20 protein-coding genes and 1 pseudogene are annotated in these 23,425 nt (G+C 73.3%); 10 read left to right on the top strand and 11 right to left on the bottom strand.

Translation table 11 applies throughout. The features are described from left to right. Nucleotides 1-9: 9 nt before the first annotated feature. On the bottom strand, nt 10-1,434 hold the full coding sequence (purB, locus tag KBX63_RS19890; protein ID WP_210912856.1) for an adenylosuccinate lyase: 1,425 nt from the start codon (nt 1,432-1,434) through the stop codon (nt 10-12). Between the two features lie 131 nt (nt 1,435-1,565). Continuing rightward, nucleotides 1,566-2,858 (bottom strand): acetyl-CoA C-acetyltransferase, encoded by a 1,293-nt coding sequence (locus tag KBX63_RS19895; RefSeq protein ID WP_210912857.1) that lies wholly within the window; start codon nt 2,856-2,858, stop codon nt 1,566-1,568. A gap of 55 nt (nt 2,859-2,913) precedes the next feature. On the opposite strand from KBX63_RS19895, the gene KBX63_RS19900 reads away from it, so the two are divergent. The 3 genes from KBX63_RS19900 (at nt 2,914) to KBX63_RS19910 (ending at nt 5,905) form a co-directional block, all read left to right on the top strand. Next, nucleotides 2,914-4,332, top strand: coding sequence for a 3-oxoacyl-ACP reductase (locus tag KBX63_RS19900; protein WP_210912858.1), 1,419 nt, complete (start codon nt 2,914-2,916; stop codon nt 4,330-4,332). Then, a complete protein-coding gene (locus KBX63_RS19905) occupies nt 4,332-5,210 on the top strand; it encodes a MaoC/PaaZ C-terminal domain-containing protein (RefSeq protein ID WP_210912859.1) in 879 nt (292 codons plus the stop codon). Before KBX63_RS19900 ends, KBX63_RS19905 begins: the two co-directional genes overlap by 1 nt. A gap of 71 nt (nt 5,211-5,281) precedes the next feature. Then, nucleotides 5,282-5,905 carry a DedA family protein gene (locus KBX63_RS19910; protein WP_210912860.1) on the top strand — a complete coding sequence of 208 codons (624 nt, stop codon included), beginning with the start codon at nt 5,282-5,284 and terminating at the stop codon, nt 5,903-5,905. Nucleotides 5,906-5,942: 37 nt separating this feature from the next. On the opposite strand, the pseudogene KBX63_RS19915 reads toward KBX63_RS19910, so the two are convergent. Together KBX63_RS19915 and KBX63_RS36015 are read right to left on the bottom strand one after the other, a co-directional pair. After that, a pseudogene (locus KBX63_RS19915) lies at nt 5,943-6,597 on the bottom strand (response regulator). Continuing rightward, nucleotides 6,594-7,745 (bottom strand): sensor histidine kinase, encoded by a 1,152-nt coding sequence (locus KBX63_RS36015; protein ID WP_210912861.1) that lies wholly within the window; start codon nt 7,743-7,745, stop codon nt 6,594-6,596. The pseudogene KBX63_RS19915 and the gene KBX63_RS36015 overlap by 4 nt, the downstream one beginning before the upstream one ends. A gap of 167 nt (nt 7,746-7,912) precedes the next feature. On the opposite strand from KBX63_RS36015, the gene KBX63_RS19925 reads away from it, so the two are divergent. After that, a complete protein-coding gene (locus KBX63_RS19925) occupies nt 7,913-8,560 on the top strand; it encodes a DedA family protein (protein ID WP_210913088.1) in 648 nt (215 codons plus the stop codon). A 21-nt stretch (nt 8,561-8,581) separates the two neighbouring features. Here the strand turns inward: KBX63_RS19925 and KBX63_RS19930 are convergent, their stop codons facing one another. Beyond that, entirely contained in the window at nt 8,582-9,220 is a 639-nt protein-coding gene (locus tag KBX63_RS19930; protein WP_210912862.1) for a TetR/AcrR family transcriptional regulator, read from the bottom strand. Nucleotides 9,221-9,296: 76 nt separating this feature from the next. On the opposite strand from KBX63_RS19930, the gene KBX63_RS19935 reads away from it, so the two are divergent. The 3 genes from KBX63_RS19935 to KBX63_RS19945 all read left to right on the top strand — a co-directional run bounded on the left by KBX63_RS19935 (nt 9,297) and on the right by KBX63_RS19945 (nt 12,634). Then, nucleotides 9,297-9,749 carry an SCP2 sterol-binding domain-containing protein gene (locus tag KBX63_RS19935; protein ID WP_203173972.1) on the top strand — a complete coding sequence of 151 codons (453 nt, stop codon included), beginning with the start codon at nt 9,297-9,299 and terminating at the stop codon, nt 9,747-9,749. Nucleotide 9,750: 1 nt separating this feature from the next. Further along, complete coding sequence (locus tag KBX63_RS19940; protein ID WP_210912863.1) at nt 9,751-10,965, top strand: acyl-CoA dehydrogenase family protein; 1,215 nt, start codon at nt 9,751-9,753, stop codon at nt 10,963-10,965. A 106-nt stretch (nt 10,966-11,071) separates the two neighbouring features. Beyond that, entirely contained in the window at nt 11,072-12,634 is a 1,563-nt protein-coding gene (locus KBX63_RS19945; protein WP_210912864.1) for an AMP-binding protein, read from the top strand. A 6-nt stretch (nt 12,635-12,640) separates the two neighbouring features. Here the strand turns inward: KBX63_RS19945 and KBX63_RS19950 are convergent, their stop codons facing one another. From KBX63_RS19950 to KBX63_RS19970, 5 genes are all read right to left on the bottom strand, one after another. Beyond that, nucleotides 12,641-13,489: a hypothetical protein gene (locus KBX63_RS19950; RefSeq protein ID WP_210912866.1), complete on the bottom strand. Its 849-nt coding sequence runs from the start codon at nt 13,487-13,489 to the stop codon at nt 12,641-12,643. Beyond that, nucleotides 13,482-14,003 carry a SigE family RNA polymerase sigma factor gene (locus KBX63_RS19955; RefSeq protein WP_210912868.1) on the bottom strand — a complete coding sequence of 174 codons (522 nt, stop codon included), beginning with the start codon at nt 14,001-14,003 and terminating at the stop codon, nt 13,482-13,484. Before KBX63_RS19955 ends, KBX63_RS19950 begins: the two co-directional genes overlap by 8 nt. A gap of 61 nt (nt 14,004-14,064) precedes the next feature. Next, entirely contained in the window at nt 14,065-15,315 is a 1,251-nt protein-coding gene (gene purD, locus KBX63_RS19960) for a phosphoribosylamine--glycine ligase (protein WP_210912870.1), read from the bottom strand. A gap of 91 nt (nt 15,316-15,406) precedes the next feature. After that, a complete protein-coding gene (locus KBX63_RS19965) occupies nt 15,407-16,342 on the bottom strand; it encodes a type IV toxin-antitoxin system AbiEi family antitoxin domain-containing protein (protein ID WP_210912872.1) in 936 nt (311 codons plus the stop codon). Nucleotides 16,343-16,530: 188 nt separating this feature from the next. Further along, a complete protein-coding gene (locus KBX63_RS19970) occupies nt 16,531-17,820 on the bottom strand; it encodes an adenylosuccinate synthase (RefSeq protein WP_210912874.1) in 1,290 nt (429 codons plus the stop codon). A gap of 124 nt (nt 17,821-17,944) precedes the next feature. Here KBX63_RS19970 and KBX63_RS19975 point away from each other — a divergent pair, with 124 nt between their 5' ends. Next, the gene (locus KBX63_RS19975) at nt 17,945-18,976 is read left to right on the top strand and encodes a diacylglycerol kinase family protein (protein WP_210912876.1); all 1,032 of its coding nucleotides are present in this window, start codon (nt 17,945-17,947) and stop codon (nt 18,974-18,976) included. 71 nt (nt 18,977-19,047) lie between these two features. Then, nucleotides 19,048-21,447: a chromosome partitioning protein gene (locus KBX63_RS19980; protein ID WP_210912878.1), complete on the top strand. Its 2,400-nt coding sequence runs from the start codon at nt 19,048-19,050 to the stop codon at nt 21,445-21,447. 51 nt (nt 21,448-21,498) lie between these two features. Here the strand turns inward: KBX63_RS19980 and KBX63_RS19985 are convergent, their stop codons facing one another. Continuing rightward, nucleotides 21,499-21,927, bottom strand: a complete 429-nt coding sequence (locus tag KBX63_RS19985; RefSeq protein WP_210912886.1) for a DUF3151 domain-containing protein — start codon at nt 21,925-21,927, stop codon at nt 21,499-21,501. Nucleotides 21,928-22,175: 248 nt separating this feature from the next. Here KBX63_RS19985 and KBX63_RS19990 point away from each other — a divergent pair, with 248 nt between their 5' ends. Further along, a complete protein-coding gene (locus KBX63_RS19990; protein WP_210912888.1) occupies nt 22,176-23,369 on the top strand; it encodes an LOG family protein in 1,194 nt (397 codons plus the stop codon). The last annotated feature ends 56 nt before the right edge of the window (nt 23,370-23,425 follow it).

Genomic DNA, 23,425 nt, shown 5'->3' on the forward strand with positions numbered 1-23,425 from the left:
GTCAGAGGGTCAGAGGATGGGAGGTGGGGAGTAGGTGGCGGCGTTCGGGTGGGCGGTCACGACGGCGGTGATGCGGCGGGTGACCGCTGCGACCTGGGCCGGGGCGGCGCCGACGAAGGCGGTGCGGTCGGCGACGAGGGTGTCGATGTCGGCGCGGGACAGGCCGAGCCGGCCATCCGCCGCGAGCCGGTCGAACAGGTCGTTCTCCGGCGAGCCCTTCTCACGCATGGCCAGCGCCACCGCGACCGCGTGCTCCTTGATCACCTCGTGCGCGACCTCTCGACCGACGCCGCGCCGGACGGCCGCGACCAGGATCTTCGTGGTGGCCAGGAAGGGCAGGAACCGCTCCAGCTCGCGGTTGATCACCGCGGGGTACGCGCCGAACTCGTCGAGCACGGTGAGGAAGGTCTGGAAGAGCCCGTCGGCGGCGAAGAAGGCGTCCGGCAGGGCCACCCGGCGGACCACCGAGCAGGACACGTCCCCCTCGTTCCACTGGTCACCGGCAAGCTCGCCGACCATCGACAGGTACCCCCGGATGATCACCGCGAAGCCGTTCACCCGCTCGGAGGAGCGGGTGTTCATCTTGTGCGGCATCGCGCTGGAGCCGACCTGGCCCGGCTTGAAGCCCTCGGTGACCAGCTCCTGGCCGACCATCAGCCGGATCGTGGTGGCCAGCGACGACGGCGCGGCGGCGGTCTGCGCCAGCGCGGCCAGCACGTCGAAGTCCAGCGATCGTGGGTAGACCTGCCCGACGCTGTCCAGCACCCGCGAGAAACCCAGGTGCTCGGCGACCCTGCGCTCCAGCTCCGCCACCTTGTCGGCGTCGCCGTCGAAGAGGTCGAGCTGGTCGGCGGCCGTGCCGACCGGCCCCTTGATCCCGCGCAGCGGGTAACGGGCGATCAGCTCCTCCAGGCGCTCGTACGCGATGAGCAGTTCCTCCGCTGCCGAGGCGAAGCGCTTACCCAACGTGGTGGCCTGCGCCGCCACGTTGTGCGAACGACCGGTCATCACCAGCTCGGAGTGCTCGTGAGCGAGCCAGGCGAGCCGGGCCAGGGTGGCCACCACACGATCCCGGATCAGCTCCAGTGAGGCGCGCACCTGGAGCTGCTCGACGTTCTCGGTGAGGTCCCGGGAGGTCATCCCCTTGTGCACGTGCTCGAACCCGGCGAGCGCGCTGAACTCCTCGATCCGTGCCTTCACGTCGTGCCGCGTGACCCGCTCCCGCTCCGCGATGGAGGCGAGGTCGACCTGGTCGAGCACCCGCTCGTACGCCTCGACCACCCCGTCCGGCACCGGCACGCCGAGGTCGCGCTGAGCGCGGAGCACGGCGAGCCAGAGCCGTCGCTCCATCCGGACCTTCTCCTCGGGTGACCAGAGGGCGACCAGTTCGGGCGAGGCGTACCGGTTGGCGAGCACGTTCGGGATCGTCGTCACGGAGCCCATTCTCCCGTACCCGGTGCCCACCCCCGGACGGGGCCACCTGCGGACACACCGGGGCCGGGTCGGCGAGCAGGGCGCCTCCGGCCCCGCCACGGGACCGGTGGGATCACCGGCGGGTGCGGCCGTCAGCGCTCCAGGATCGCCGTCACGCCCTGACCCCCGGCGGCACAGATCGAAATCAGCCCGCGTCCGCTGCCCTTCTCGGCCAGCAGCTTGGCCAGGGTCGCCACGATCCGTCCACCGGTCGCCGCGAACGGGTGCCCGGCGGCCAGGGAGGAGCCGTTGACGTTCACCCGGTCCCGGTCGATGGCGCCCAGCGGGGCGTCCAGGCCGAGCCGGTCCTTGCAGAACTCCGGTGACTCCCAGGCGGCGAGGGTGGCCAGCACCTGCGAGGCGAACGCCTCGTGGATCTCGTAGTAGTCGAAGTCCTGGAGCGTCAGCCCGGCCCGGGCCAGCATCCGGGGCACGGCGTACGCGGGCGCCATCAACAGCCCCTCGTCGCCGTGCACGAAGTCCACCGCCGCCGTCTCCGACCAGCTGAACCAGGCCAGCACCGGAAGGTTGTGCGCGCTCGCCCACTCCTCGCTGGCCAGCAGCACGGCGGACGCGCCGTCGGTGAGCGGTGAGGAGTTGCCGGCGGTCATGGTGGCCTGCTCGGCGTCGGGGCCACGGGTGCCGAAGACCGGCCTGAGTGAGTCGAGCTTCTCCAGACTCGTGTCCGGGCGCAGGTTCTGGTCGCGGGTGAGGCCCAGGTACGGCGTCATCAGGTCGTCGAAGAAGCCCCGGTCGTACGCGGCGGCCAGCCGCTGATGCGAGCGCAGCGCCAACTCGTCCTGCGAGCGCCGGTCGATGTGCCAGCGCAGGGCGGTGCGGGCGGCGTGGTCCCCCATGGACAGCCCGGTACGCGGCTCGGCGTTGCGCGGGATCTCCGGCTTGAACGGCTGGAGCGGGCGCAGCTTCGCGGCGATCTTGAGCCGCTCGCCCAGCGTGCGGGCGGAGTTGAGCCTGAGCAGCGTCCGGCGCATGTCCTCGTTGACCGCCAGCGGCGCGTCGGAGGTGGTGTCGACGCCACCGGCGATGCCCACGTCCAGCTGCCCGAGGGCGATCTTGTTGGCGACCAGGATCGCCGCCTCCAGGCCGGTGCCACAGGCCTGCTGGATGTCGTACGCCGGAGTGTGCGGGTCGAGCCGGGAACCGAGCACGACCTCCCGGGTCAGGTTGAAGTCACGGGAGTGCTTGAGCACCGCCCCGGCCACCACCTCGCCGACCCGCTGCCCGGCCAGCCCGTACCGGGCGATCAGGCCGTCCAGCGCCGCGCCGAGCAGGTCGGCGTTGGACGCGTCCGCGTAGCGGGAGTTGGAACGGGCGAAGGGGATCCGGTTGCCCCCGATGACCGCGACCCGCCGAATGCTCTGCACGATCCGCCTCCTCGACATGTGTTGCTCGAACCCTACTCGCCAGTAGGCTACGCGCATGACCGACAGGTACGCGAGCTTCGTCCAATCGGCCGCCGGCCGCGCGCTGGTCAAGCGCCTGGGGCTGCCCGACCCGCCGCGACTGCGCCGACACCATCCCGGCGATCCGCTGCTGCCCGGGCCGGCGCTGCTCGGCGCGGCCACCGGCGGCCGGCTCGCCGAGCCGGTCGCCAGGATCCTGACCACCGCCGGGGTCGAGCTGGCCGACCCGACCGCCGCAACCCCCACCGACACCCCGCAGCGGTACGGCGCTCTGCTCTTCGACGCCACCGGGATCACCGACTCGACCGACCTGCGCCAGCTCTACGACTTCTTCCACCCGCAGGCCCGGGCCGTGCTGCCCAGCGGTCGGGTGATCGTGCTGGGCACCCCACCGCAGGAGTGTCCGACGCCGCGTGCGGCGACCGCCCAGCGGGCCCTGGAGGGGCTGGTCCGCAGCATCGGCAAGGAGTTCGGCCGAGGCGTCACCGCACAACTCGTCCAGGTCACCCGCGACGGAAATGCCGCAACGGCCGGTCCCGACCGCTCGCACGGCACGGACGGTCCGGACCACTCGGCCGGCACCCTCACGAGCCTCGCATCGACCCTCCGGTTTCTTCTCTCCGGCCGGTCCGCGTACGTCTCGGGGCAGGTGATCCGGATCGGTACCGGCGACGCGAGCGCCCCGGCCGACTGGGACCGCCCTCTGGACGGGCAGATCGTGCTGGTCACCGGCGCCGCCCGGGGCATCGGTGCCGCGCTGGCCCGGGTGCTCGCCCGCGACGGCGCCCAGGTGCTGGCGCTCGACATCCCGGCCGCCGGGGACGCGTTGGCCGCGGTGGCGAACGACATCGGCGGCACCGCCGTCCAGCTCGACCTGACCGCGCCGGACGCGCCGACCCGGCTCGCCGACCACCTGGCCAGCCGGCACGGCCGGGTCGACGTGGTGGTGCACAACGCCGGCATCACCCGGGACAGGACGCTCGGCCGGATGGACGCCGACCGGTGGGACCAGGTGATCGACGTCAACCTCTCCAGTCAGGAGCGGATCAACGACGTGCTGCTGGAACGGGAGCTGATCCCGGCCGGCGGGCGGATCGTCGCGGTCTCCTCGATCGCCGGGATCGCCGGCAACCGGGGCCAGACCAACTACGCCACCAGCAAGGCCGGCGTGATCGGGCTGGTCGACTCGCTCGCCCCGGCCCTGCACGACCGGGGGATCAGCGTCAACGCGGTGGCCCCCGGCTTCATCGAGACCCGCCTGACCGCGCGCATCCCCCTGGTGGTCCGCGAGGCGGGCCGGCGGATGAACAGCCTGGCCCAGGGCGGGCTGCCGGTCGACGTGGCCGAGACGATCGGCTGGCTCGCCTGGCCGGCCAGCGGCGCGGTCACCGGCAACGTGGTCCGGGTCTGCGGCCAGAGCCTGCTGGGGGCGTGATGGGTGACGCGGACGACCGGCCGGTCCGGGCCACCGTCGAACTGCCCCGGCTGCCGGCCACCGGCCCGCTGTACCGTCGGGCGCTGCGGGGCGCGCTGCCCGGTGGCCGACGCGACCGGACGGTGCCGGCCGTCGCGCTGACCGTCGCCGGCGTCCAGGTCGACCGGGCACATCTCGCCGACTACGACCGGGTCTGCGGGTTCCCGCTGGCCGAGCGGCTGCCGGTGACGTACCCGCACGTGCTGGGCTTCCCGCTGGCGCTGCGGCTGATGACCGCGCCGGAGTTCCCGTTCCCGGTGACCGGGCTGGTGCACGTGGCGAACCGGATCACGACGCACCGCCCGGTGCTCGCCGGTGAGCTGCTCGACTTCACCGCGTACGCCGAGCACCTGCGCCCGCACGAGCGGGGTCGGCAGCTCGACGTGGTGCTGGTCGCCTCGTCCGGCGGGACGGAGGTCTGGCGCGGCGTCGCCACGTACCTCAGCCGGGAGCGCGGCGACGGCGGCGGTGCCCGGCGCGACCGGGGTGACCGGCCCGCGACGCCGGCCAGCATCGCCCACTGGCGGGTCGGCACCCGCGTCGGCACCGACTACGCCCGGGTCTCCGGCGACCACAACCCGATCCACACCTCCCGGCTGGGCGCCCGGCTCTTCGGCTTTCCCCGGCCGATCGCGCACGGCATGTGGACCAAGGCACGCTGCCTGGCCGCGCTGGACAACCGGCTGCCGGACGCCGGCACCGTCGAGGTGGCGTTCAAGCTGCCGGTGGCGCTGCCCGGCATGATCGGCTTCTCCGCCGCCAGGGCCGACGACGGCTGGGACTTCGCCCTGCACGATCCCCGCACCGGTCGACCTCATCTCGCCGGCACCGTGCGCTGACCGGGCGGGTCGGGCGGCGCAATGTCGCCGAAGCGCCGCCGCCCGCCGACCGGCCGCCGAGCATTGGGGGCATGGACGCCCTGCTCGACCTGCTCCGGGGGACGGTCACCTCACCGTGGGTGTACCTGGTGATCTTCGGGCTCACCGCGGTCGACGCGTTCTTCCCCGCGGTGCCGGGCGAGGCGGCGGTGATCACCGCGGCGGTGCTCGCCGCCGACGGCGGCCACCCCAACCTGGTCGCGGTGATCGCCGCCGCCGCGTTCGGCGCGCTGGTCGGCGACCACGTCTCGTACGCCATCGGGCGGGGCGGCGGCGCCTCCCGGCTGGCTCACCTGCCCGCCGGCAGCCGTCGGCGGGCCAGCTCCGACTGGGCGCGGCGCGCGGTGGACCGGCGCGGCGGGCTGATCCTCACCACCTCCCGGTACCTGCCGGGTGGCCGGACCGCGGTCACCCTGACCATGGGCGCGGTGCGCTACCCACGCCGGTCGTTCCTGCTCTACGACAGCATTGCGACGATCACCTGGGCGCTGTACAGCGGTCTGCTCGGCTACTTCGGCGGGCTGGCCTTCGAACGCGATCCGGTGCGGGGCATCCTCGCCGGTGTGGGGCTCTCGGTGATCGTCACGTTCGGCATCGAGGGCGTCCGTCGGCTGCGCCAGCGCCGGGCCCACCGCAGCGCCGCCGTCCGCCACTGACCGGCCCGGCACCTTCAGCCCGCTAAGCCGGCCGCGGTCACCCGTCGAGCAGGTCGGCGTCGTGCACCAGGATCGCCAGTTGCACCCGGTTGCCCGCCTGAAGCTTCGCCAGCGCCCGACTGACGTGCGCCTTCACGGTGGCCTCGCTCATCGTCAGCCGCCGGGCGATCTCCGCGTTGGCGTGCCCGCGCGCCACCTCCCGGACGATCTCCAGTTCCCGCGTGGTGAGCCGGGCGAGCCGCTGGCGGGCCGCGTCCCGGCGGGCCGGACCACGTTCGGCGAACGAGCTGATCAGTCGCCGGGTCACCGTCGGGGCGAGCATCGCGTTCCCGGCGGCCACCGTGCGGACGGCCGCGGCCAGCTCCCGGGGCGGGGTGTCCTTGAGCAGGAAGCCCACCGCTCCGGCCCGCAGCGCCCGGTGCACGTACTCGTCGAGGTCGAAGGTCGAAGGTCGTCAGCATGATCACCTTGGGGCCGGCGGCGACCACCTCGGGTGCGGCGGTGAGCCCGTCGACGCCCGGCATCCGTACGTCGAGCAGCAGCACGTCGGGGCGTAGCCGGTGAGCCTGCTCCACCGCGCCGGCGCCGTCCGCCGCCTCGCCCACCACCACGATGTCCGGCGCCGCCTCCAGGATGAGCCGCAGCCCGGCGCGGACCAGTTGCTCGTCGTCGACCACCACCACCCGGATCACACCGCACCCGCCACCGGGAGCAGGGCGCGGACCAGGAACCCGCCGTCCACGGGTGCCGCCTCCAGCCGGCCGCCGAGCAGCTCCACCCTCTCGCGCAGGCCGAGCAGCCCGTGCCCGGCACCGGGCAGGGCCAACCCGCCCGTGGACGGGCCGTTGCGGACCACCACCTCCAACCCGCCGGGCAGGTAGCACAGGCAGACCGTGGTTTCGGCGTCGGCGGCGTGCTTGCGCACGTTGGTCAGCGCCTCCCGCACCACCCGGTACGCGGTGCGTTCCACGGTCGCCGGCAGCGTCGCCGCCACACCCTCGTCCCGCCGGGACACCCGCAGCCCGGCGGCGCGGGACTCCCCGATCAGCTCGTCCAAGGCGTCGAGCGCCCGCTCCGGCGCCCCGGCCGGGCCGGCCTGCCGCAGCACGCCCAGCACCTCGCGCAGGTCGGTGAGCGCCTGCCGACCGGTCTCGCGGATCAGCGCGGCAGCCTCGACGGTCTCCGGGTCGGCGGTGGTCACCTCCAGCGCCCCGGCATGCACCACCATCAGCGACACCCGGTGCGCCACCACGTCGTGCATCTCCCGGGCGATCCGGGTCCGTTCCTCGGCCCGGACCCGGTCGGCACGGGCCTCCTGCTCGCGCTCCAGCCGCTCGGCCCGGTCCCGCAGGGCGGCGAGCGTGTCCCGACGGGCCCGCACCCAGAGGCCGACGACCAGGGGAAGCCCGACCAGGCAGGCGGTCAGCAGCAGCACGTTGCCGAAGGTGGCGGTGGTGATTCGACGTACACCGCCCACTGCCAGCCCGACCAGCACGCCACCGGTCAGCACCAGGGCGACCCCGACGAGGTAACCGGCGAGCCGGCGGCCACGCAGCCGCAGGCCCGCCTGGTACGAGGCGACCACCCCGGGTGCCGCGGCGGCGAGCACCAACCAGCTGACCGCGGCGGCCAGGAACAGCGGCCAACGGCGGGTCCGAACCACGACGGCGGCCCAACCCGAGGCCAGGGCCACGAGCGACGCGACAACCCCCGGCAACGGCGAGCGGACGCCGATCGCACCGGTCGCACTGGCCTGGACGGCGGCGGCGACCACGACGGCGAGCAGCAGCGGGGCGTACCGCTCGACGACCCGCCGCAGCACGACGGCGCGGGAAACCACGCAGCGAGCGTAGGGCTTCACCGGGGAACCGGGCCTTCCACGCCCGACAGACCCGGGTGCGGTGGGGGAAGACCCCTACCCGCCGTCCGGGCCGGGCGCTACCTAAGTCGTGTCGCCCGGGTGACCACTGGCCGATGGCGGCGGCCGATGGCGGCACCAGCATTGGGATCATGGACCTGCTCGACCTGCTGCACCAGACGATGTCCTCGCCGTGGGTGTACCTGGCGATCTTCGCGATCGCGGTGCTCGACGGCTTCTTCCCGGTGGTACCGAGCGAGACCGCGGTGATCACCGCCGGGGTGTTCGCGGCCTCCGGCGCGCCGTACCTTCCCGCGGTGATCCTGGTGGCCGCCGTCGGGGCTCTCGTCGGCGACCACATCTCGTACGCCATCGGGCGGAGCGGTGGCACCCGGTTGCTCGACCGGCTCCCGCCAGACGGCCGGCGGTGGGCCGCCGTCGAACGGGCCCGCCGGGGAATCGCCGACCGGGGCGGCCTGATCCTCACCGTGGCCCGCTACGTGCCGGGTGGCCGAACCGCGGTCACCCTCACCATGGGAGCCGTCCACTATCCCCGTCGACGCTTCCTCGCCTTCGACGCGCTCGCCGCCGGCTCGTGGGGGCTCTACTCGGCGCTGGTCGGCTACCTCGGCGGGTTGGCCTTCGAACAGGACCCGCTGCGCGGCCTGCTGCTCGGCCTCGGCCTCGCGCTGACGGTGACCATGATCGTCGAGGTGGTCCGCTGGCTCGGCCGGCGCCGCCGCTCGATGCGGCCGGCGCCGAGGACCGGTCCGGTGAGCCGGACACCGGCACGATGACGGCGAGGTCCGGTCGGGGCGTCAGTCGGAAGCCGGGCGCCAGGTGACGCCATGCAGGAGTTGGCCGGCGCCGAGCCAGGCCACGTTCATCATCCGGGTGGCGGTCTTCTCCGGATCGGCCTCCGGGTGGTCCGCGAGCCAGTCGGCCAGCGACTCGGTCGCGCCCACCAGGGCGTACGCGACCACCTCCAGGTCGGTGCCGGCCACCTCGCGACCCTCCGCGCGCAACGCGTGGTCCAGCATCCCGGCGACCACCTCGACCAGCCGGGCCCGCATGGTGGCCAGTTCGCCGGCGAACGGCTGCTCGCCCCGGGCCTGTCGGTAGAGCACGGCCCAGCCGTCGCGGTACGCGCCGACGAAGCCGAAGAACGCCCGCAACCCTCGCCAGAGCCGCTCGTCGGCCGGCAGGTCGGGGGCGGCGGCGCCGGCGATGGCCTGCATCATCCGGGTGCCCTCCCGGTGCAGGCAGGCGACGAACAGTTCCTCCTTCGTGCCGAGGTACGCGTAGACCATCGGCTTGGAGATGCCCGCGTCCTCCGCGATCTCGTCCATGCTGGCGGCGTGGAAGCCACGCCGGGAGAAGACCTTGACGGCCGCGTCGAGCATCTGCTGCTCACGGACGGCCCGTGGCAGGCGCTTGAAGGCGGGAGCGGTGGACACCTTGCGAGCATACCTACTCGTGCGTAGGGTTACGCCGGAGTAACCAAGTCGGACGGCCCGAGAGGTGTTTTCCCCCATGACTGACTTCGACCCGGCGACCTTCGCCAACGTCGGCCCCAAGGAGTTCGCCCAGCTGGTCAAGTCCACCCCGGACGACAAGATCGCCCAGGTGATGTCCGGTGATCTGCGCGGCAAGGTCCTGGGCGAGGTGTTCGGCCGGATGCCGTCGCTGTTCCGCGCGGACCGGGCCGGCTCCACCAACGCGGTCATCCACTGGGTCATCACCGGTCGCCCGGACGGCGGCAGCGACACCTACGAGGTGGTCATCGCCGACGGCAAGTGCGACGTGAACGAGACCCCGCAGCACGACCCGAAGCTGAGCCTGACCATGGGCCCGGTGGAGTTCCTGAAGATCGTCTCCGGTGGCGCCAACCCGGTGATGATGTTCATGACCGGCAAGTTGAAGGCGAAGGGCGACCTCGGTCTGGCCGCCAACATCGCCAACCTGTTCGACATCCCCAAGGCCTGAGATGGCCGAGTTCTCGCTCGACCTGACCGAGGAACAGCGGGACCTGCGCGACTGGGTGCACGGCTTCGCCGCCGAGGTCGTGCGCCCGGCCGCCGCCGAGTGGGACGAGCGCGAAGACACCCCGTGGCCGGTGATCCAGGAGGCCGCCAAGGTCGGCCTCTACGGCTTCGAGTTCCTCGCCACCTGCTGGGCCGACCCGACGGGGCTCTCCCTGCCCATCGCCAGCGAGGAACTCTTCTGGGGTGACGCCGGCATCGGGCTGAGCATCTTCGGCACCTCGCTCGCCGTCGCCGCCATCTACGGCGCGGGCACCCCCGACCAGATGGTCGAGTGGGTGCCGCAGTGCTTCGGTGACGTCGACTCACCGGCCGTCGCCGCGTTCTGCACAAGCGAGCCGGAGGCCGGCTCCGACGTGGGCGCGATGCGCACCCGGGCGGTCTACGACGAGGCCACCGACGAGTGGGTGCTGACCGGGCAGAAGGCGTACGCCACCAACGGCGGAATCGCCGGGGTGCACGTGGTCACCGCCTCGGTCGACCCCACGCTCGGCTCCCGGGGCCAGGCGGCGTTCGTCGTACCGCCGGGCACCCCCGGCCTGGCCGCCACCCGCAAGCTTCGCAAGCTGGGCCTGCGCGCGTCACACACCGCCGACGTCTTCCTCGACGGGGTACGCGTGCCCGGGCGCTGCCTGCTCGGCGGCCGGGACGCTCTGCTCGAACGCCTGGACCGGGCCCGCTCCGGGCGGCGGGTCACCGGGCAGGCCGCGATGCGCACCTTCGAGCTGTCCCGACCCACCGTCGGCGCGCAGGCGCTCGGCGTGGCCCGGGCCGCCTACGAGTACGCCCTGGAGTACGCCAAGGAGCGGGTCCAGTTCGGACGGCCGATCATCGAGAACCAGGCGGTCGCGTTCGCGCTGGCCGACATGCGGATGGAGATCGACGCGGCGCGGCTGCTGGTCTGGCGGGCCTCCTGGATGGGCCGCAACAACCGCCCGTTCACCGCCGGCGAGGGGTCGATGTCCAAGCTCAAGGCCGGCGAGGTCGCGGTGTCGGTCACCGAGAAGGCGGTGCAGTTGCTCGGCGGGGCCGGTTTCCTGCGCGATCACCCGGTGGAGCGCTGGTACCGGGACGCGAAGATCTACACCATCTTCGAGGGCACCTCCGAGATCCAGCGGTTGGTGATCTCCCGGGCGATCTCCGGAACGCAGATCCGCTGATCACAGCGGTTGGGCAGCATGGCGGATCCGGTGCATGATCGACAGCAGAGCCCGAGGAAGGGCCCCCACGGGGGCCCTTCCGTGCACCCGAAGGAGGCCCAAGGGCATGGACCTGCCGTTCGTCGTCGCCACGCTGACCCGGCGCGGCCTGCTCACCCCGGGCCGGCCCATCCGCGTCGCCTCGCAGCTCAACGCCCTGCGTACCTGGGGCTGGAGCCTCGCCGGTGAGCTACGCCAGGCCGCCGCCCGGGACCCCGGCCGGCCGGCGGTGCTCGACGAGCACGGCACCGAGCTGACCTATCAGGAGCTGCTCGACCGGGCCGAGCGGCTGGCCCGCGCTCTGCGCGCGGCGCTCGGCGTACAGGCCGGCGACCGGATCGGGGTGCTCTGCCGCAACCACCACGGCCTGATCGAGACGATCGTGGCAGCCACCCTGCTCGGCGTCGACGCGGTCCTGGTCAACACCGGCCTGTCCGCCGCGCAACTGGCCACCGTCGCCGAGGAACAACGACTGCGGGTGCTGGTGCACGACGACGAGTTCGCCGAGCTGGTCCTCGGGCTCCCGGCCGAGCTGCACCGGGTCGACGAGCGCGCCCATGCGGAGCTGATCGCCGGGGCGCTGCCGGGCGAGCTGCGCCCGCCGGAGCGCGACGGCCGGATCATCGTGCTGACCTCCGGCACCACCGGCTCCCCCAAGGGCGCCCGCCGGCCCACACCGAACGGCTTCGGGCCACTGGTGTCCATCATCGACCGGATCCCGCTGCACACAAGGGACACCGTGATGATCGCCGCACCGATCTTCCACACCTGGGGTTTCGCGGCGCTCCAGGTGTCCTTCGCGCTGCGGGCCACCATCGTGCTGCACCGCCGCTTCGACCCGACTGCCACGCTGGCGGCGCTCTCCACGCACGGTTGTGACGCACTCTTCGCCGTACCGGTGATGCTGCAGCGGCTGCTGGAGGTGCCGCCGCCGGACCCGCGGCCCGCGCTGAAGGTCGTCGCGGTCAGCGGCTCGGCGCTGCCCGGTGGCCTCGCGCCGGCGTTCATGGACGCCTACGGCGACGTGCTCTACAACCTGTACGGCTCGACCGAGGTCTCCTGGGCCTCCATCGCCGGGCCGGCCGACCTGCGGGAGGCACCCACCACCGCCGGCCGGCCGCCGCACGGCACCCGGTTGGAGATCCTCGACGACAGCGGCGAGCCGGTGCCCGGTGGCCGGGTCGGCCGCATCTTCGTCGGCAACGAGATGCTCTTCGAGGGCTACACCTCGGGCGCGACCCGGGAGACCCACGACGGCCTGCTCGACACGGGCGACCTCGGCCGGGTCAACACCGACGGCCTGCTCTTCGTCGACGGACGCGCCGACGACATGATCGTCTCCGGTGGAGAGAACGTGTTCCCGTCCGAGGTGGAGGACCTGCTCGCCCGGCTGCCGCAGGTCCGTGAGGCGGCGGTGATCGGGGTGCCCGACCCGGAGTACGGCCAGCGACTGGCCGCGTTCCTCGCCCTGCACCCCGGCGAGACGCTCGATCCGGAGGCGGTCCGCGAGTACGTGCGGCACTACCTCGCCCGCTTCTCGGTGCCCCGCGACGTCGTGTTCGTCAAGTACCTGCCGCGCAACGCCACCGGCAAGGTGCTCACCCGGGAACTGCGCCGCTACTTCGGCTGAGCCCCGTCAGGGATAGAGCGTCAGACCGGGCGTGGTGGCGATGGCCGTCAACTGCTCCATGCTGGTCAACCGCGGCGGGGCGGGATCCAGCGAGCGGGGACCGTCGGGATCCTTGGTGAGGTTCTCGGCCATGGTCAGGAAGTTGCCGGTGCTTACCGACACGTGGGTGCCATCGGTTCGCCACACCTGCACCGAACGCTCGTCCACCCCTCTGTGCATCGGATTCAGCGCTGTGCTGGTGGCGAGAAGGCTGCCATCCGGAAGACGGGTGCTCGTGCAGATGCTGCCATCCGTCGCGGCATCGCGTCCCTGCGACTCGTCGGCACCCGCCGGGCGTAGCGTCACGGACAGATCCTCGACCTGCTCGCCCCTCCTGAGCACGGGACTGGTCCCGTAGGACCGCGTGGTCGGGGAGTAGCTGAACTGGACCAGGTCACAGGTGGGCCGCCGATTGGTGACTGTCAGCCCGGCCGGCAGGTGCTCCTTGACGGCCCGTCGCAGCACGCCGGTCAGCCGGGCTACGCCCTCGTCTGGGGGCTCGGTCGGGCGGGCGCGCACCGTGTCGTACGTCAGAAGTGGCGGTACGGGCCGACCGGACGACTGTTTCGGCTCCGCACAGAGCGACGGGTCGGCGGATGGTGAGCCGCCGCCCGGCAGCCTCAGGGTGTCTGGAACCGGCCCGACCACCAGTGTCGACGTCAGCGCGAGCGCGACAACCGCCGTCCCCGTACCCGCCATCGCCCAGGCGCGGTGGCGGCGGTGCTGCCGGTCGTCGGCGATCAGCCGGTCGACGTCGATCCGGGTGGGCGGCGACGACGCCACCGCCGCGCGCATCTGGTCGGAGAGTTCATCCATGGGTGCGTGCCTCCTCGACTCGTGCCGGCGCACCGACGAGGCGCTCCCGCAGCGCCTCGATCGCCCGCGCCGACTGGCTCTTGACGGTGCCCGGGGTGCAGCCCAGTTCGCGCGCGGTCTCCTCGACGGACAGGTCGCAGAAGTAGCGCAGCACGAGGACCGCGCGCCGGCGTGGCGGCAGCTCGGCCAGCAGGGCGAGGATGGTCAGCCGGTCCGCCGTGCCCTCGGTGCCGACGCCCGTCGCCGGGCGCTCCGGCACCTCGGCCCAGGCAGCCTCCCGCCGCCACGGCCGGCGTCGCTCGTCCAGCCAGACCCGCAGCAGGGTCCGCCGGACGTACGCGTCCGGGTTGTGCATGACGGACACCCGCGGCCAGTGCCGGAGCAGCTTGACCAGCGCCGTCGACACCAGGTCGTCGGCTGTGTGCCAGTCACCGCAGAGCAGGTACGCCGTGCGGCGCAGCGGCTCCAGCCGCGCACCGACATAGTCGCGGTAGCCCTCGACGTCGATCGGCAAACCTGCCGCCCCCTCATCTCACCGCTCAAACGTTGGTCAGGCGGGTGGAGGTTGCCCGGGTTCAGCCAGGAATCGTGATCCGGCCGTCGACCGCGGCGGCGGCGATGTCGGTGCGGTGCTGCGAGCCGGCCAGCTCCACCCCGTCCACCAGCGCGTATGCGGCAGCCCGTGCGGCGGTCAGGTCGGCGCCGGTGGCCGTACCGCAGAGCACCCGGCCGCCAGCGGAGAGCAGGGCACCGTCGCTGGCCCGGCGGGCGGTGCCGGCGTGGATGATGCCCGGCCGGTCCGCGCCGGTGATCACGTCGCCGGTGCGCGGCGCGGCCGGATAGCCCTCCGCAGCGAGCACCACGGTGACCGCGGCACCGGGTCGCCAGCGCAGCGGTGGATGCCCGGCCAGCGTGCCGGTGGCCGCCGCCTGCAGCAGCCCGCCCAGCGGCGTCTCCAGCAGCGCGAGCACCACCTGGGTCTCCGGATCACCGAAGCGGGCGTTGAACTCGATCACCCGGGGGCCGGCGGCGGTGATCGCGAGCCCGACGTAGAGCAGACCGCCGAACGGCGTGCCGCGGCGGCGCAACTCGGCCAGCGTGGGGTGGACCACGTCGCGCATGACCTCGTCGACCAGGCCGGGCGAGGTCCAGGGCAGCGGCGCGTACGCGCCCATGCCGCCGGTGTTCGGGCCGGTGTCGCCGTCACCGATCCGCTTGAAGTCCTGCGCGGGCAGCAGTGGCAGCGCCGCCTCACCGTCGGTCACCACGAAGAGGCTGACCTCCGGCCCGTCGAGGAACTCCTCGACCACGACCCGGCCGCACTCGCGGGCGTGCGCCAGCGCGGCGGACCGGTCGTCGGTGACCACCACGCCCTTACCGGCGGCGAGCCCGTCGTCCTTCACCACGTACGGCGCGCCGAACTCGTCGAGCGCCCGCGCGGTGCTCTCCTCGTCCGCGCAGACGTACGCCCGGGCGGTGGGCACGCCGGCAGCGGTCATCACATCCTTGGCGAAAGCCTTGGAACCCTCGAGGCGGGCGGCCTCGGCCGAGGGGCCGAACGCGGCGATACCCTTGGCGCGTACCGCGTCGGCGACCCCGGCGACCAGGGGCGCCTCCGGGCCAACCACCACCAGGTCGGTCGCGGTCTCCACGGCCAGCGCGGCCACCGCGGCCGGATCGGTCGGAGTCACCGCCCGCAGCTCGGCCACGCCGGCGATACCCGGATTACCCGGTGCCGCGATCAGCTGCGTGACGGCCGGATCGCCGGCCAACCCGAGCGCGAGCGCATGCTCCCGCCCCCCACCACCCACCAGAAGAACCCGCACGACCCAGGATCCTACTGTCCCCCACCCCCACCCCCGTTGATCATGAAGTTGTCGCCCGCCGCCTCGGTGTGTCCTGGCAACAACTTCATGGTCAACGGCGCCGCGCCGCAGCGATCGCCTGGCGGACGGTCCACGGGATGTAGTCGGGGCGGAGGGTGTCCGACCAGGTGAAGCGGAGCACGGTCCAGCCGGCGTTGACCAGGCGGTTCTGCCGGCGGCGGTCGGCGAAGGCCGGATGGGGCGTGTCGTGGGCGTCCCGACCGTCGGCTTCCGCGATCACCCGTGGGGGACGCCAGCCGAGGTCGCCGATCCCCAGCAGACAGCCGTCATCGTCGCGGACCTCAAGCTGCAACGCGTCCGGCGGCACCCGGCCGTCGACGCAGCGGAGCCGGGCGCGCGTCTCGACGGGCGACTGCGCCCGCCCGTCCTCCTCGTTGAGGTAGCCACGAGCCACGACCGCGCCGCGCCACCCGCGAATGAGACGCGGGATGGAGAGCAGGTCATCGGCGGCCACGAGGCGACGATTCAACGCCGAATCCAGCACGCTCACCGCCGAGAAACGATCAGCGCGCAGGGTGAGGTCGGCAAGGGTTCGCAGCGGCGCGGTCGCGCGCTGATTTCGTCCACCTTGACGAGGTGCTCGGGCGGGATGGCCACTGAGCGACCACCACCTCCGGAAAGCCGAGCCGAGCCGGGCCGGCCTGGCGACCGGACCCGGCATCGACAGATGAATCAGCTCGGTGACCCGCAGTCCGGCCAGTCCGTGCAGCTCGGGGCCCGTGGCGAGAACCGCCGCGGCCGCCGGTCCGAAGGAGGCGACCGCCGCCCTGATCCGCGCCCGTCGGGGCACGGTGTCGTACAGGTCGGCGTCCACGAGATGGCTGCCCCGCGCCACGACGCGCCAGCGGCCGGCCCGGCAGAAACGCTGCACCTCATGCGTGCTCAAGCCGGCGGCGCGCGCCTGCTCGAGCGTGACGATCCCGTCCCGCTCGGCCGCGACCCGCCGCACAACATCCAAGGCGTCCACCCGGTCACCCTGACCGACCCCGGACCCCCGGACACCCCCCTGTGGACAACCAGACCGGGCCTGTGGAAAACCCCCGACAAACACAGTTTGATCATGAAGTTATTGCCGCGACACGCCGAGGCGGCAGGCAAGGAAATTTCATGATCAACGCGGAGGGGCCGGGCCGGAGGGCCGGGCCGGAGGGTCCGTTAGGGGAGGAGGGGGTGGAGGAGGACGTTTTCGTCGCGGCCGGGGCCTACGCCTACGACGCTCACCTTGGTGTTGCAGAGTTCCTCGACGCGAGCGATGTAGCGGCGAGCGTTCTCCGGCAGTTCGTCAGCGGTGCGGGCCTTCGTGATGTCTTCCCACCAGCCGTCGAGCTCCTCGTAGACGGGCTTGGCGTGGTGGAAGTCCGTCTGACTCATCGGCATGTCGTCGACCCGCACGCCGTTGATCTCGTAGCCGACGCAGATCGGCACCTTGGGCAGCCCGGTGAGCACGTCCAGCTTGGTGATGACCAGGTCGGTGACGCCGTTGAGGCGGCAGGCGTACCGGGCGACGACCGCGTCGAACCAGCCGCACCGTCGTTCCCGCCCGGTGGTGGTGCCGTACTCCGCGCCGATCTTGCGAAGGTGCTCGCCGTTGGCGTCGAACAGTTCGGTCGGGAACGGGCCCGCGCCGACCCGGGTGGTGTACGCCTTGCTCACCGCGATCACCTTGCTGATGGCGGTCGGCGGGATGCCGGCGCCCACGCAGGCGCCGCCGGCCGTCGGGTTCGACGACGTCACGAAGGGGTACGTGCCGTGGTCCATGTCGAGCATGGTGGCCTGGGCGCCCTCCAGCAGCACCGTCTCGCGCCGGTCCAGGGCGTCCCAGAGCATCGCCCGGGTCTCGGCGATGTACGGCTTGAGCCGCTCCGCGTACCCCAGGTACTCCTCGACGGTCGCCTCGAGGTCGATCGCCTTGCGGTTGTAGACCTTGAACAGGATCTGGTTCTTCTCGCGCAGCGCGAGTTCCAGCTTCTTGCGCAGAATGCCCGGGTCGAGCAGGTCCTGGAGCCGTATGCCGATCCGGGCGACCTTGTCGCCGTACGCCGGGCCGATGCCCCGGCCGGTGGTGCCGATCCGGGACGAGCCGAGGTAGCGCTCGATCACCCGGTCCAGTGCCCGGTGGTGCGGCATGATCAGGTGCGCGTCGCCGGAGATCCGCAACCGGGACACGTCCACGCCGCGCTCGGCCAGCCCGTCGATCTCGGTGAGCAGCACCTTCGGGTCGACCACCACGCCGTTGCCGATGACGATCATCGCGCTCGGCGAGAGCGCGCCGGAGGGCATCAGGTGCAGTGCGTACTTCTGGCCGTCCGGGGTGATCACCGTGTGGCCCGCGTTGTTGCCACCGGAGTAGCGCACGACGTAGTCGACCCGCTCACCCAGCAGGTCGGTAACCTTGCCCTTGCCCTCGTCGCCCCACTGAGCGCCGATGAGCACGATCGCTGGCATCTTTTCAGCCTCCAGAAGGCTCGGGTGCCAGGTGGCGACCGGTTGGCGAGCCCGGGGTGTCAGGTTAACAAGTAGTGACGGCGCGGCCGGCAGGGGTCGCGGCGAGAGGCAGGAGGCTCCTTCCGTGTACGACGTGGTGCTGCTCACCCTCGGTTCGGAGCGGGACGCTCCCGGGGGCTGCGGCAGCGGTGGGGCCTGCTGCGGCGGTGCGACCGGAGCCGACACCGACCCGGCAACCGGTGCCGACGCCGGGGCGCTGGGCGCTGCGGACCGGTGCGCCACGGAGCGGCCCAGGGTGCCGGTGCTGGCCTGCGTCGACGCGCTGAACGCCCGGGGTGCCCGCGTGCAGACAGTCACCGCGCGCTCGGACGCCGAGATCGACGAGGTGTTGGCCCGGCTCGACGGTCCGCCCCGCCCGGACGGCCTCACCTGGCCGGACCCGGACGGCAAGACCCGGCTGGTCGTCGCCACGGCCAGCGACGGGCAGTTGCGCGCCGTGCTGCGCCGGCTGGTCCGGCGGTACGCGCCAGCGCCGAGCCGCCGCCCGGCGGATCTGCCCGGTGACCGAACCCTGCCCGACCTGCCGCCGGTGGCCGTGCTCCCGCTCGACCCGGCGCGCGGCGGCACTCACCAGGACCTGGCCGCGCAGCTCGGGCTGCCCCGCGACCCGTCTGCGGTGGCCGCCGCGGTGCTGGACGGCACGCCGCGCCGGCTGGACCTGCTGCGCAACGACGGCGGCTCGGTGACCCTGGACGGCGCCCTGCTCGGCGCCGCCGACGACGCCGGCCGACCGCTGCACTGGCGGGCCCGGGTCGAGGTGGACGACACCATCCTCACCGAGGGTGACGAACCGCTGCTGGCCTGTGCGATCGGTAACGCTGGCGGGTACGCGACGCTCAACGACGTGACGTTGCTGGCCGCGCCGGATCCGGCCGACGGCCAGGTCGAGGTCGCGGTGGCCGTGCCGGTGGTCGTCCGCTCGGTGCTGGGCCGGAAGCGGGTACGCCTGGAGGTGCGGCGGGCTCGCGGGCGGGCGGTGTCGGTGCTGCCCAGGGAAGGAAAGGTGCCCTACCTCGACGATGGTGTCGAGGGTGAGCTGACCCGCAAGCGCTCCTGGTGGATCGAACCGGGCGCCTGGGCGGTCTGGTCGATCTGACCCCGGCTGCGCCGACCGACCCTCGTCGGCCGGTGGGCCTATCCTCGCAGGAGGACTGGGGAGGAACCGTAATGGACGAGAACGCCGACCGGGCACAGGTGCCCGGCCAGCAGCCGGTGCCGGAGCGGGACATCGAACCACTCTGGCCACCGGATCCGGCCGACCGGGGCACGGATGCGGCGGCACCGCCATGGGCATCGGTCTCGGAGCAGCGGAGTGCCCCGCCGTCGTCCGCGCCCCCATCGACCGTGCTGCCGCCCGTCGCCGCGCCACCGACGGGCCGTCCGGCGGTTCCCGGGCAGCCCGGGGCCGCGGCGCGGACCCCGCCGTCACCGTCCGACTATCCGTCGCTCACGGGTGCCGTGCCGGCGCCCGGCGGCTGGGGCGTCACCGGCCCCTCCGGCACCGCGTCGGGCTGGGCGCCGGGCCAGCCGAGCTGGCCACCGCCGACCGACTCACCGGCCCCCGACGCTCCCGGCCCGACAGTCGACGACACCCGACCCACGCCGTCGACCACTGACGCCGGGCCCAGCGCCGCGACACCGGGCACCGCGCCGACGGCGACGAACGTCCCGGGGGCGGCAGGCACCACGGCGGCGGCCGACCCGACTCCGTGGGCACCCAGCCCCCGGCCGGAGGCAGCCAACCCCACGCCGCACGCAGCCGGCCCCACGCCGGAGACAGCGGGCCCCGCCTCGGAGGCGGGCACCCTGCCCGGGGCGAAGGCCCCCATGTCGGGAGCGGGCCCCACGACCGGCGCGGAAAGCCCCGCGTCGGGCGTGACACCCGGGCAGGCCGATGATCCGGGCCCGGTCGCCGTCCCGGCCCCGCCGATCGCGCCGGGCGGCGTCGACCTGGACCTGCCGTTCACCCTGGATCGCCCGGCGGCAGCCGCCGCGGCCGCCGATCGCTCGATCCCGGCAGACCGGGCAGCAGACGGGACCGCTACCGCGGACCCCGCCACGCCCGGGTCGGCGGCGACCAGGGCTGGCGGGGTCGCCGTCGGGGAGGACGGACCCACGGCCGGCACGGCACGGCCGGCGACGGAGTCGCCCTGGGCGTATCCGCCGCAGCGGCCGGCCGGCGCGACCGGGACGGCCCACGACGAGGCGGCCGCCGGAACGCCGCCGGTCCCCGCCCCGCCCGTCCCCCAGCCACCGCACCCGGGCGGCCCGGCCGCCCCGCACGTTGGCCCCGGCCAGGCGTACCCCGGTCAGACGTACTCCGGTCAGACGTACTCCGGTCAGACGTACTCGCCGGCGATCCCCGGTCAGGCCGGCCCGGCACCGGCCCCGCCGCCCCCGCCCGACCCGACGCAGTTCGCCGACCCGCCGCACGGCAGCCCCGCGCCGCAGCAGGGTGGCTCGGCGGCTCCGCCTCCGGGGCCGTTCCCGCCGTCGCCGGGCTGGTATCCCCCGCCCTGGCAGCAGAGCACCACCCCCGGGGCCCCACCAGCTCAGCCGCAGCCGTATCAGGAGGCCGCAGGGGTGACCCGGGTGCCGGCCACCGGCTATCCGGACGCCACCTGGGAGCCGGAGACCACTGCGGCGCCGACCGCGGAGGACTTCGCCCGGCGCCGCCAGGTACGGCCCGCCGATCCGGTGGCCACGATGGGCGTCCGCGCGGTGGTCAACAAGATGGGGCTGCTCCGGCTCGCTCCCGGACGGCACGAGCAGGAGCTCAAGCGGGACATCGAGATGGTGCGCCGCAACTTCGGCGGGCTACGGCAGGTGACCGTGGTCAACCCCAAGGGCGGCGCCGGAAAGACGGTGGCCATCCTGCTGCTCGCGATGACGTTCGGCCAGAAGCGCGGCGGCTACGTGCTGGCCTGGGACAACAACGAGACCCAGGGCACTCTCGGGATGCGCGCCCAGCAGGACTTCCACTCGCGCACGGTGCGGGACATGCTGCGCGACCTCGGGCAGTTCCAGGGCGCGCACGGGCGGGTCGGCGACCTGTCGCAGTACGTCCGCTCGCAGGGCGAGGGGATGTTCGACGTGCTCGCCTCGGACGAGTCGGCCACCGGCGGCGAGATGCTCACCGCGGCCGCGTTCGCCGAGATCCGCGAGGTGGTCAGCCGCTTCTACAAGCTGATCTTCGTGGACACGGGGAACAACGTCCGGGCGCAGAACTGGCAGGCCTCGATGGACGCCACCGACCAACTGGTCGTCACCATGTCCGCCCGTAACGACTCGGCGGAAACCGCCGCCCGGATGCTCGACCATCTCGAGCAGAGCGGCCGGCAGCGGCTGGTCCGGCAGGCGGTGACGGTGGTGTCGATGCCGCCGTCCCGCAAGGAGATCGACCTGCCGGCCATTCAGGAGCACTTCGCGGCCCGGACCAGGGCGGTGCTGCTGGCGCCGTACGAGCGGCTCATCGACAGCGGCGAGCCGATCCGGTACGGAGGGCTCTCCTCGGCCACCCGGGACGCCTGGCTCAAGATCGCCGCTGCGGTCGCCGAGGGGCTGTAGGCGGCCGACGGCCGGTCGGCGCAGGTGCCGGGCCGGCCGTCGGGCCGCGTGTCAGTTGCTGGCCAGCGCGTCCGCCGCCGCCGGGTCACAGTCGCGGAGGAACTGGGCGCAGCGGGCCGCCTCGTCAGCCTCGCCGATCTCGTCGGCGGCCCGGGAGAGCACGTACAGGCAACGGAGGAAGCCGCGGTTGGGCTCGTGCGACCACGGCACCGGGCCGTGGCCCTTCCAGCCGCTACGGCGCAGTTGGTCCAGACCCCGGTGGTAGCCGGTGCGCGCGTAGGCGTACGCCGTTACCACCTGGCCCTGCGCGAACGACCGGGCCGCCAGCTCGGCCCAGGCCGCGCTGTAGGTCGGGAAACGGGCCGCCACCTCGGCGTACGCCTGATCGGTGCCCGCCTGTTCGGCGGTGGCCAGCGCTGCGTCGGCCTCGTCGTTCGCGGGCAGGAGGGTGGCCGGTGGCTCTGGCAACAGGTTCTGCATCGCCCCATTCAACCCGCTTGACGGGGCGACACGCGAGCGGGTCGGCCGACCCGCTCGGCTGAACGGCTGAGGAGTTGGTCACGCCTGCGGCCTATGCCGCCGCCAGGTGTTTTCCATTACAACTAATGGTCCGGAGCCTCCCCAGGACCCGGTTACGCAGGAGCCCGGTGGCCACGACCACCGGGCTCCTGTCGGTTCACGCCCCGCCCGGGGTTTGGCCGGTCCCGGCGGGCGGGCAGGATGACCCGGTGCCGACCCCACCTCCCGCGGACGTCATCGAGCCGCACCTGCACGCCAACGAGGTCCAGACCCGCGACGAGTTCGACCAGCAGCTGGCCACCGGCCGCCTGACCGGGCTGACCGTGCAGGGGCTCCGCCTCGACCTCGCCCCGGTCCCCGACCTGACCGGTGTCGAGGTCAGCGGCGCCCTCTTCGTCGGCTGCCGGTTCGCCTCCCGGGAGGTCGGCGCCGACCTGGTCCGGCGTGGCGCGAACGTGGTGCCGCCGTTCTCCGGGCTGCCGTACCCGACCCAGCCGACGCACCTCTACACCGCGGACGAACTGGCCGCCGGGTTCGTCGAGGGCGGGTTCACCGGGATGTACGACACCCGGGTGTACGAGCACTACCGGGCGCACGGCGGCGCGCTGCCGGACGTCAAGGAGGCTCTCGGCCAGCGGCTGCACGACCACGGCGTGGACAACGCTCTGGCCGACGCCACCCGGGCCTGGCTGACCGAGCACGGGCCGCAGTCGGTGGTGGGCATCATGGGCGGGCACGCCGTGCGACGCGGCAGCCCGGCGTACCGGATGGCGGCCGTGCTGGGTTGGGAGCTGGCCCGGGCCGACCGGCTGGTGGTGACCGGCGGCGGTCCCGGGGTGATGGAGGCGGCCAACCTCGGCGCCCACCTGGCGGACCAGCCGGCGGCGGAGCTGACCGAGGCGATCGACCTGCTGGCCACCGCGCCGGACTTCACCGACCACCAGCGGTACACCGCCGTGGCGCTGACGGTCCGGCAGCGGTACGCGGGCGTGCCCCGGCAGCGCGGCGCCGGCGCGGGGTGGGCGCGGGCCGGTGGGCTGGCCATCCCGACCTGGCTGTACGGGCACGAGCCGGCGAACCTGTTCGCGGGGCGGATCGCCAAGTACTTCTCGAACGCGATCCGGGAGGACACCATCCTGCGGCTCGCCCGGGGTGGCATCGTGTTCGCCCCCGGGCGGGCGGGCACGGTGCAGGAGGTGTTCCAGGCGGCGACCAAGACCTACTACGGCACCGACGGTGTCAGCGGCGCCTACGTCTTCCTGGACCGCGCGTACTGGACCCGGGAGCTGCCGGTGGAGGCGCTGTTGCGCCCGCTGCTGGCCGCGTCCCCGTTCGGCGACCTGTCGGCGACGATCCATCTGACCGACGACGTCCGCGAGGCCGTCCACCTGCTCACAACGTAAGGAAGGGCACCTTCTTATCGTCTGATGCATAGGAAGGGTCCCTTCCTAACATCGGC

Source organism: Micromonospora sp. U21 (assembly GCF_018070045.1).
GTDB lineage: Bacteria > Actinomycetota > Actinomycetes > Mycobacteriales > Micromonosporaceae > Micromonospora.

Excerpts from the sequence above, each read along its gene's own strand:
- KBX63_RS19900 (WP_210912858.1), top strand. The coding sequence starts at position 2,914 with ATGACCGACAGGTACGCGAGCTTCGTCCAATCGGCCGCCGGCCGCGCG.
- KBX63_RS19905 (WP_210912859.1), top strand. The coding sequence starts at position 4,332 with ATGGGTGACGCGGACGACCGGCCGGTCCGGGCCACCGTCGAACTGCCC.
- KBX63_RS19910 (WP_210912860.1), top strand. The coding sequence starts at position 5,282 with ATGGACGCCCTGCTCGACCTGCTCCGGGGGACGGTCACCTCACCGTGG.
- KBX63_RS19935 (WP_203173972.1), top strand. The coding sequence starts at position 9,297 with ATGACTGACTTCGACCCGGCGACCTTCGCCAACGTCGGCCCCAAGGAG.
- KBX63_RS19940 (WP_210912863.1), top strand. The coding sequence starts at position 9,751 with ATGGCCGAGTTCTCGCTCGACCTGACCGAGGAACAGCGGGACCTGCGC.
- KBX63_RS19945 (WP_210912864.1), top strand. The coding sequence starts at position 11,072 with ATGGACCTGCCGTTCGTCGTCGCCACGCTGACCCGGCGCGGCCTGCTC.
- KBX63_RS19950 (WP_210912866.1), bottom strand. The coding sequence starts at position 13,489 with ATGGATGAACTCTCCGACCAGATGCGCGCGGCGGTGGCGTCGTCGCCG.
- KBX63_RS19970 (WP_210912874.1), bottom strand. The coding sequence starts at position 17,820 with ATGCCAGCGATCGTGCTCATCGGCGCTCAGTGGGGCGACGAGGGCAAG.
- KBX63_RS19980 (WP_210912878.1), top strand. The coding sequence starts at position 19,048 with ATGGACGAGAACGCCGACCGGGCACAGGTGCCCGGCCAGCAGCCGGTG.
- KBX63_RS19985 (WP_210912886.1), bottom strand. The coding sequence starts at position 21,927 with ATGCAGAACCTGTTGCCAGAGCCACCGGCCACCCTCCTGCCCGCGAAC.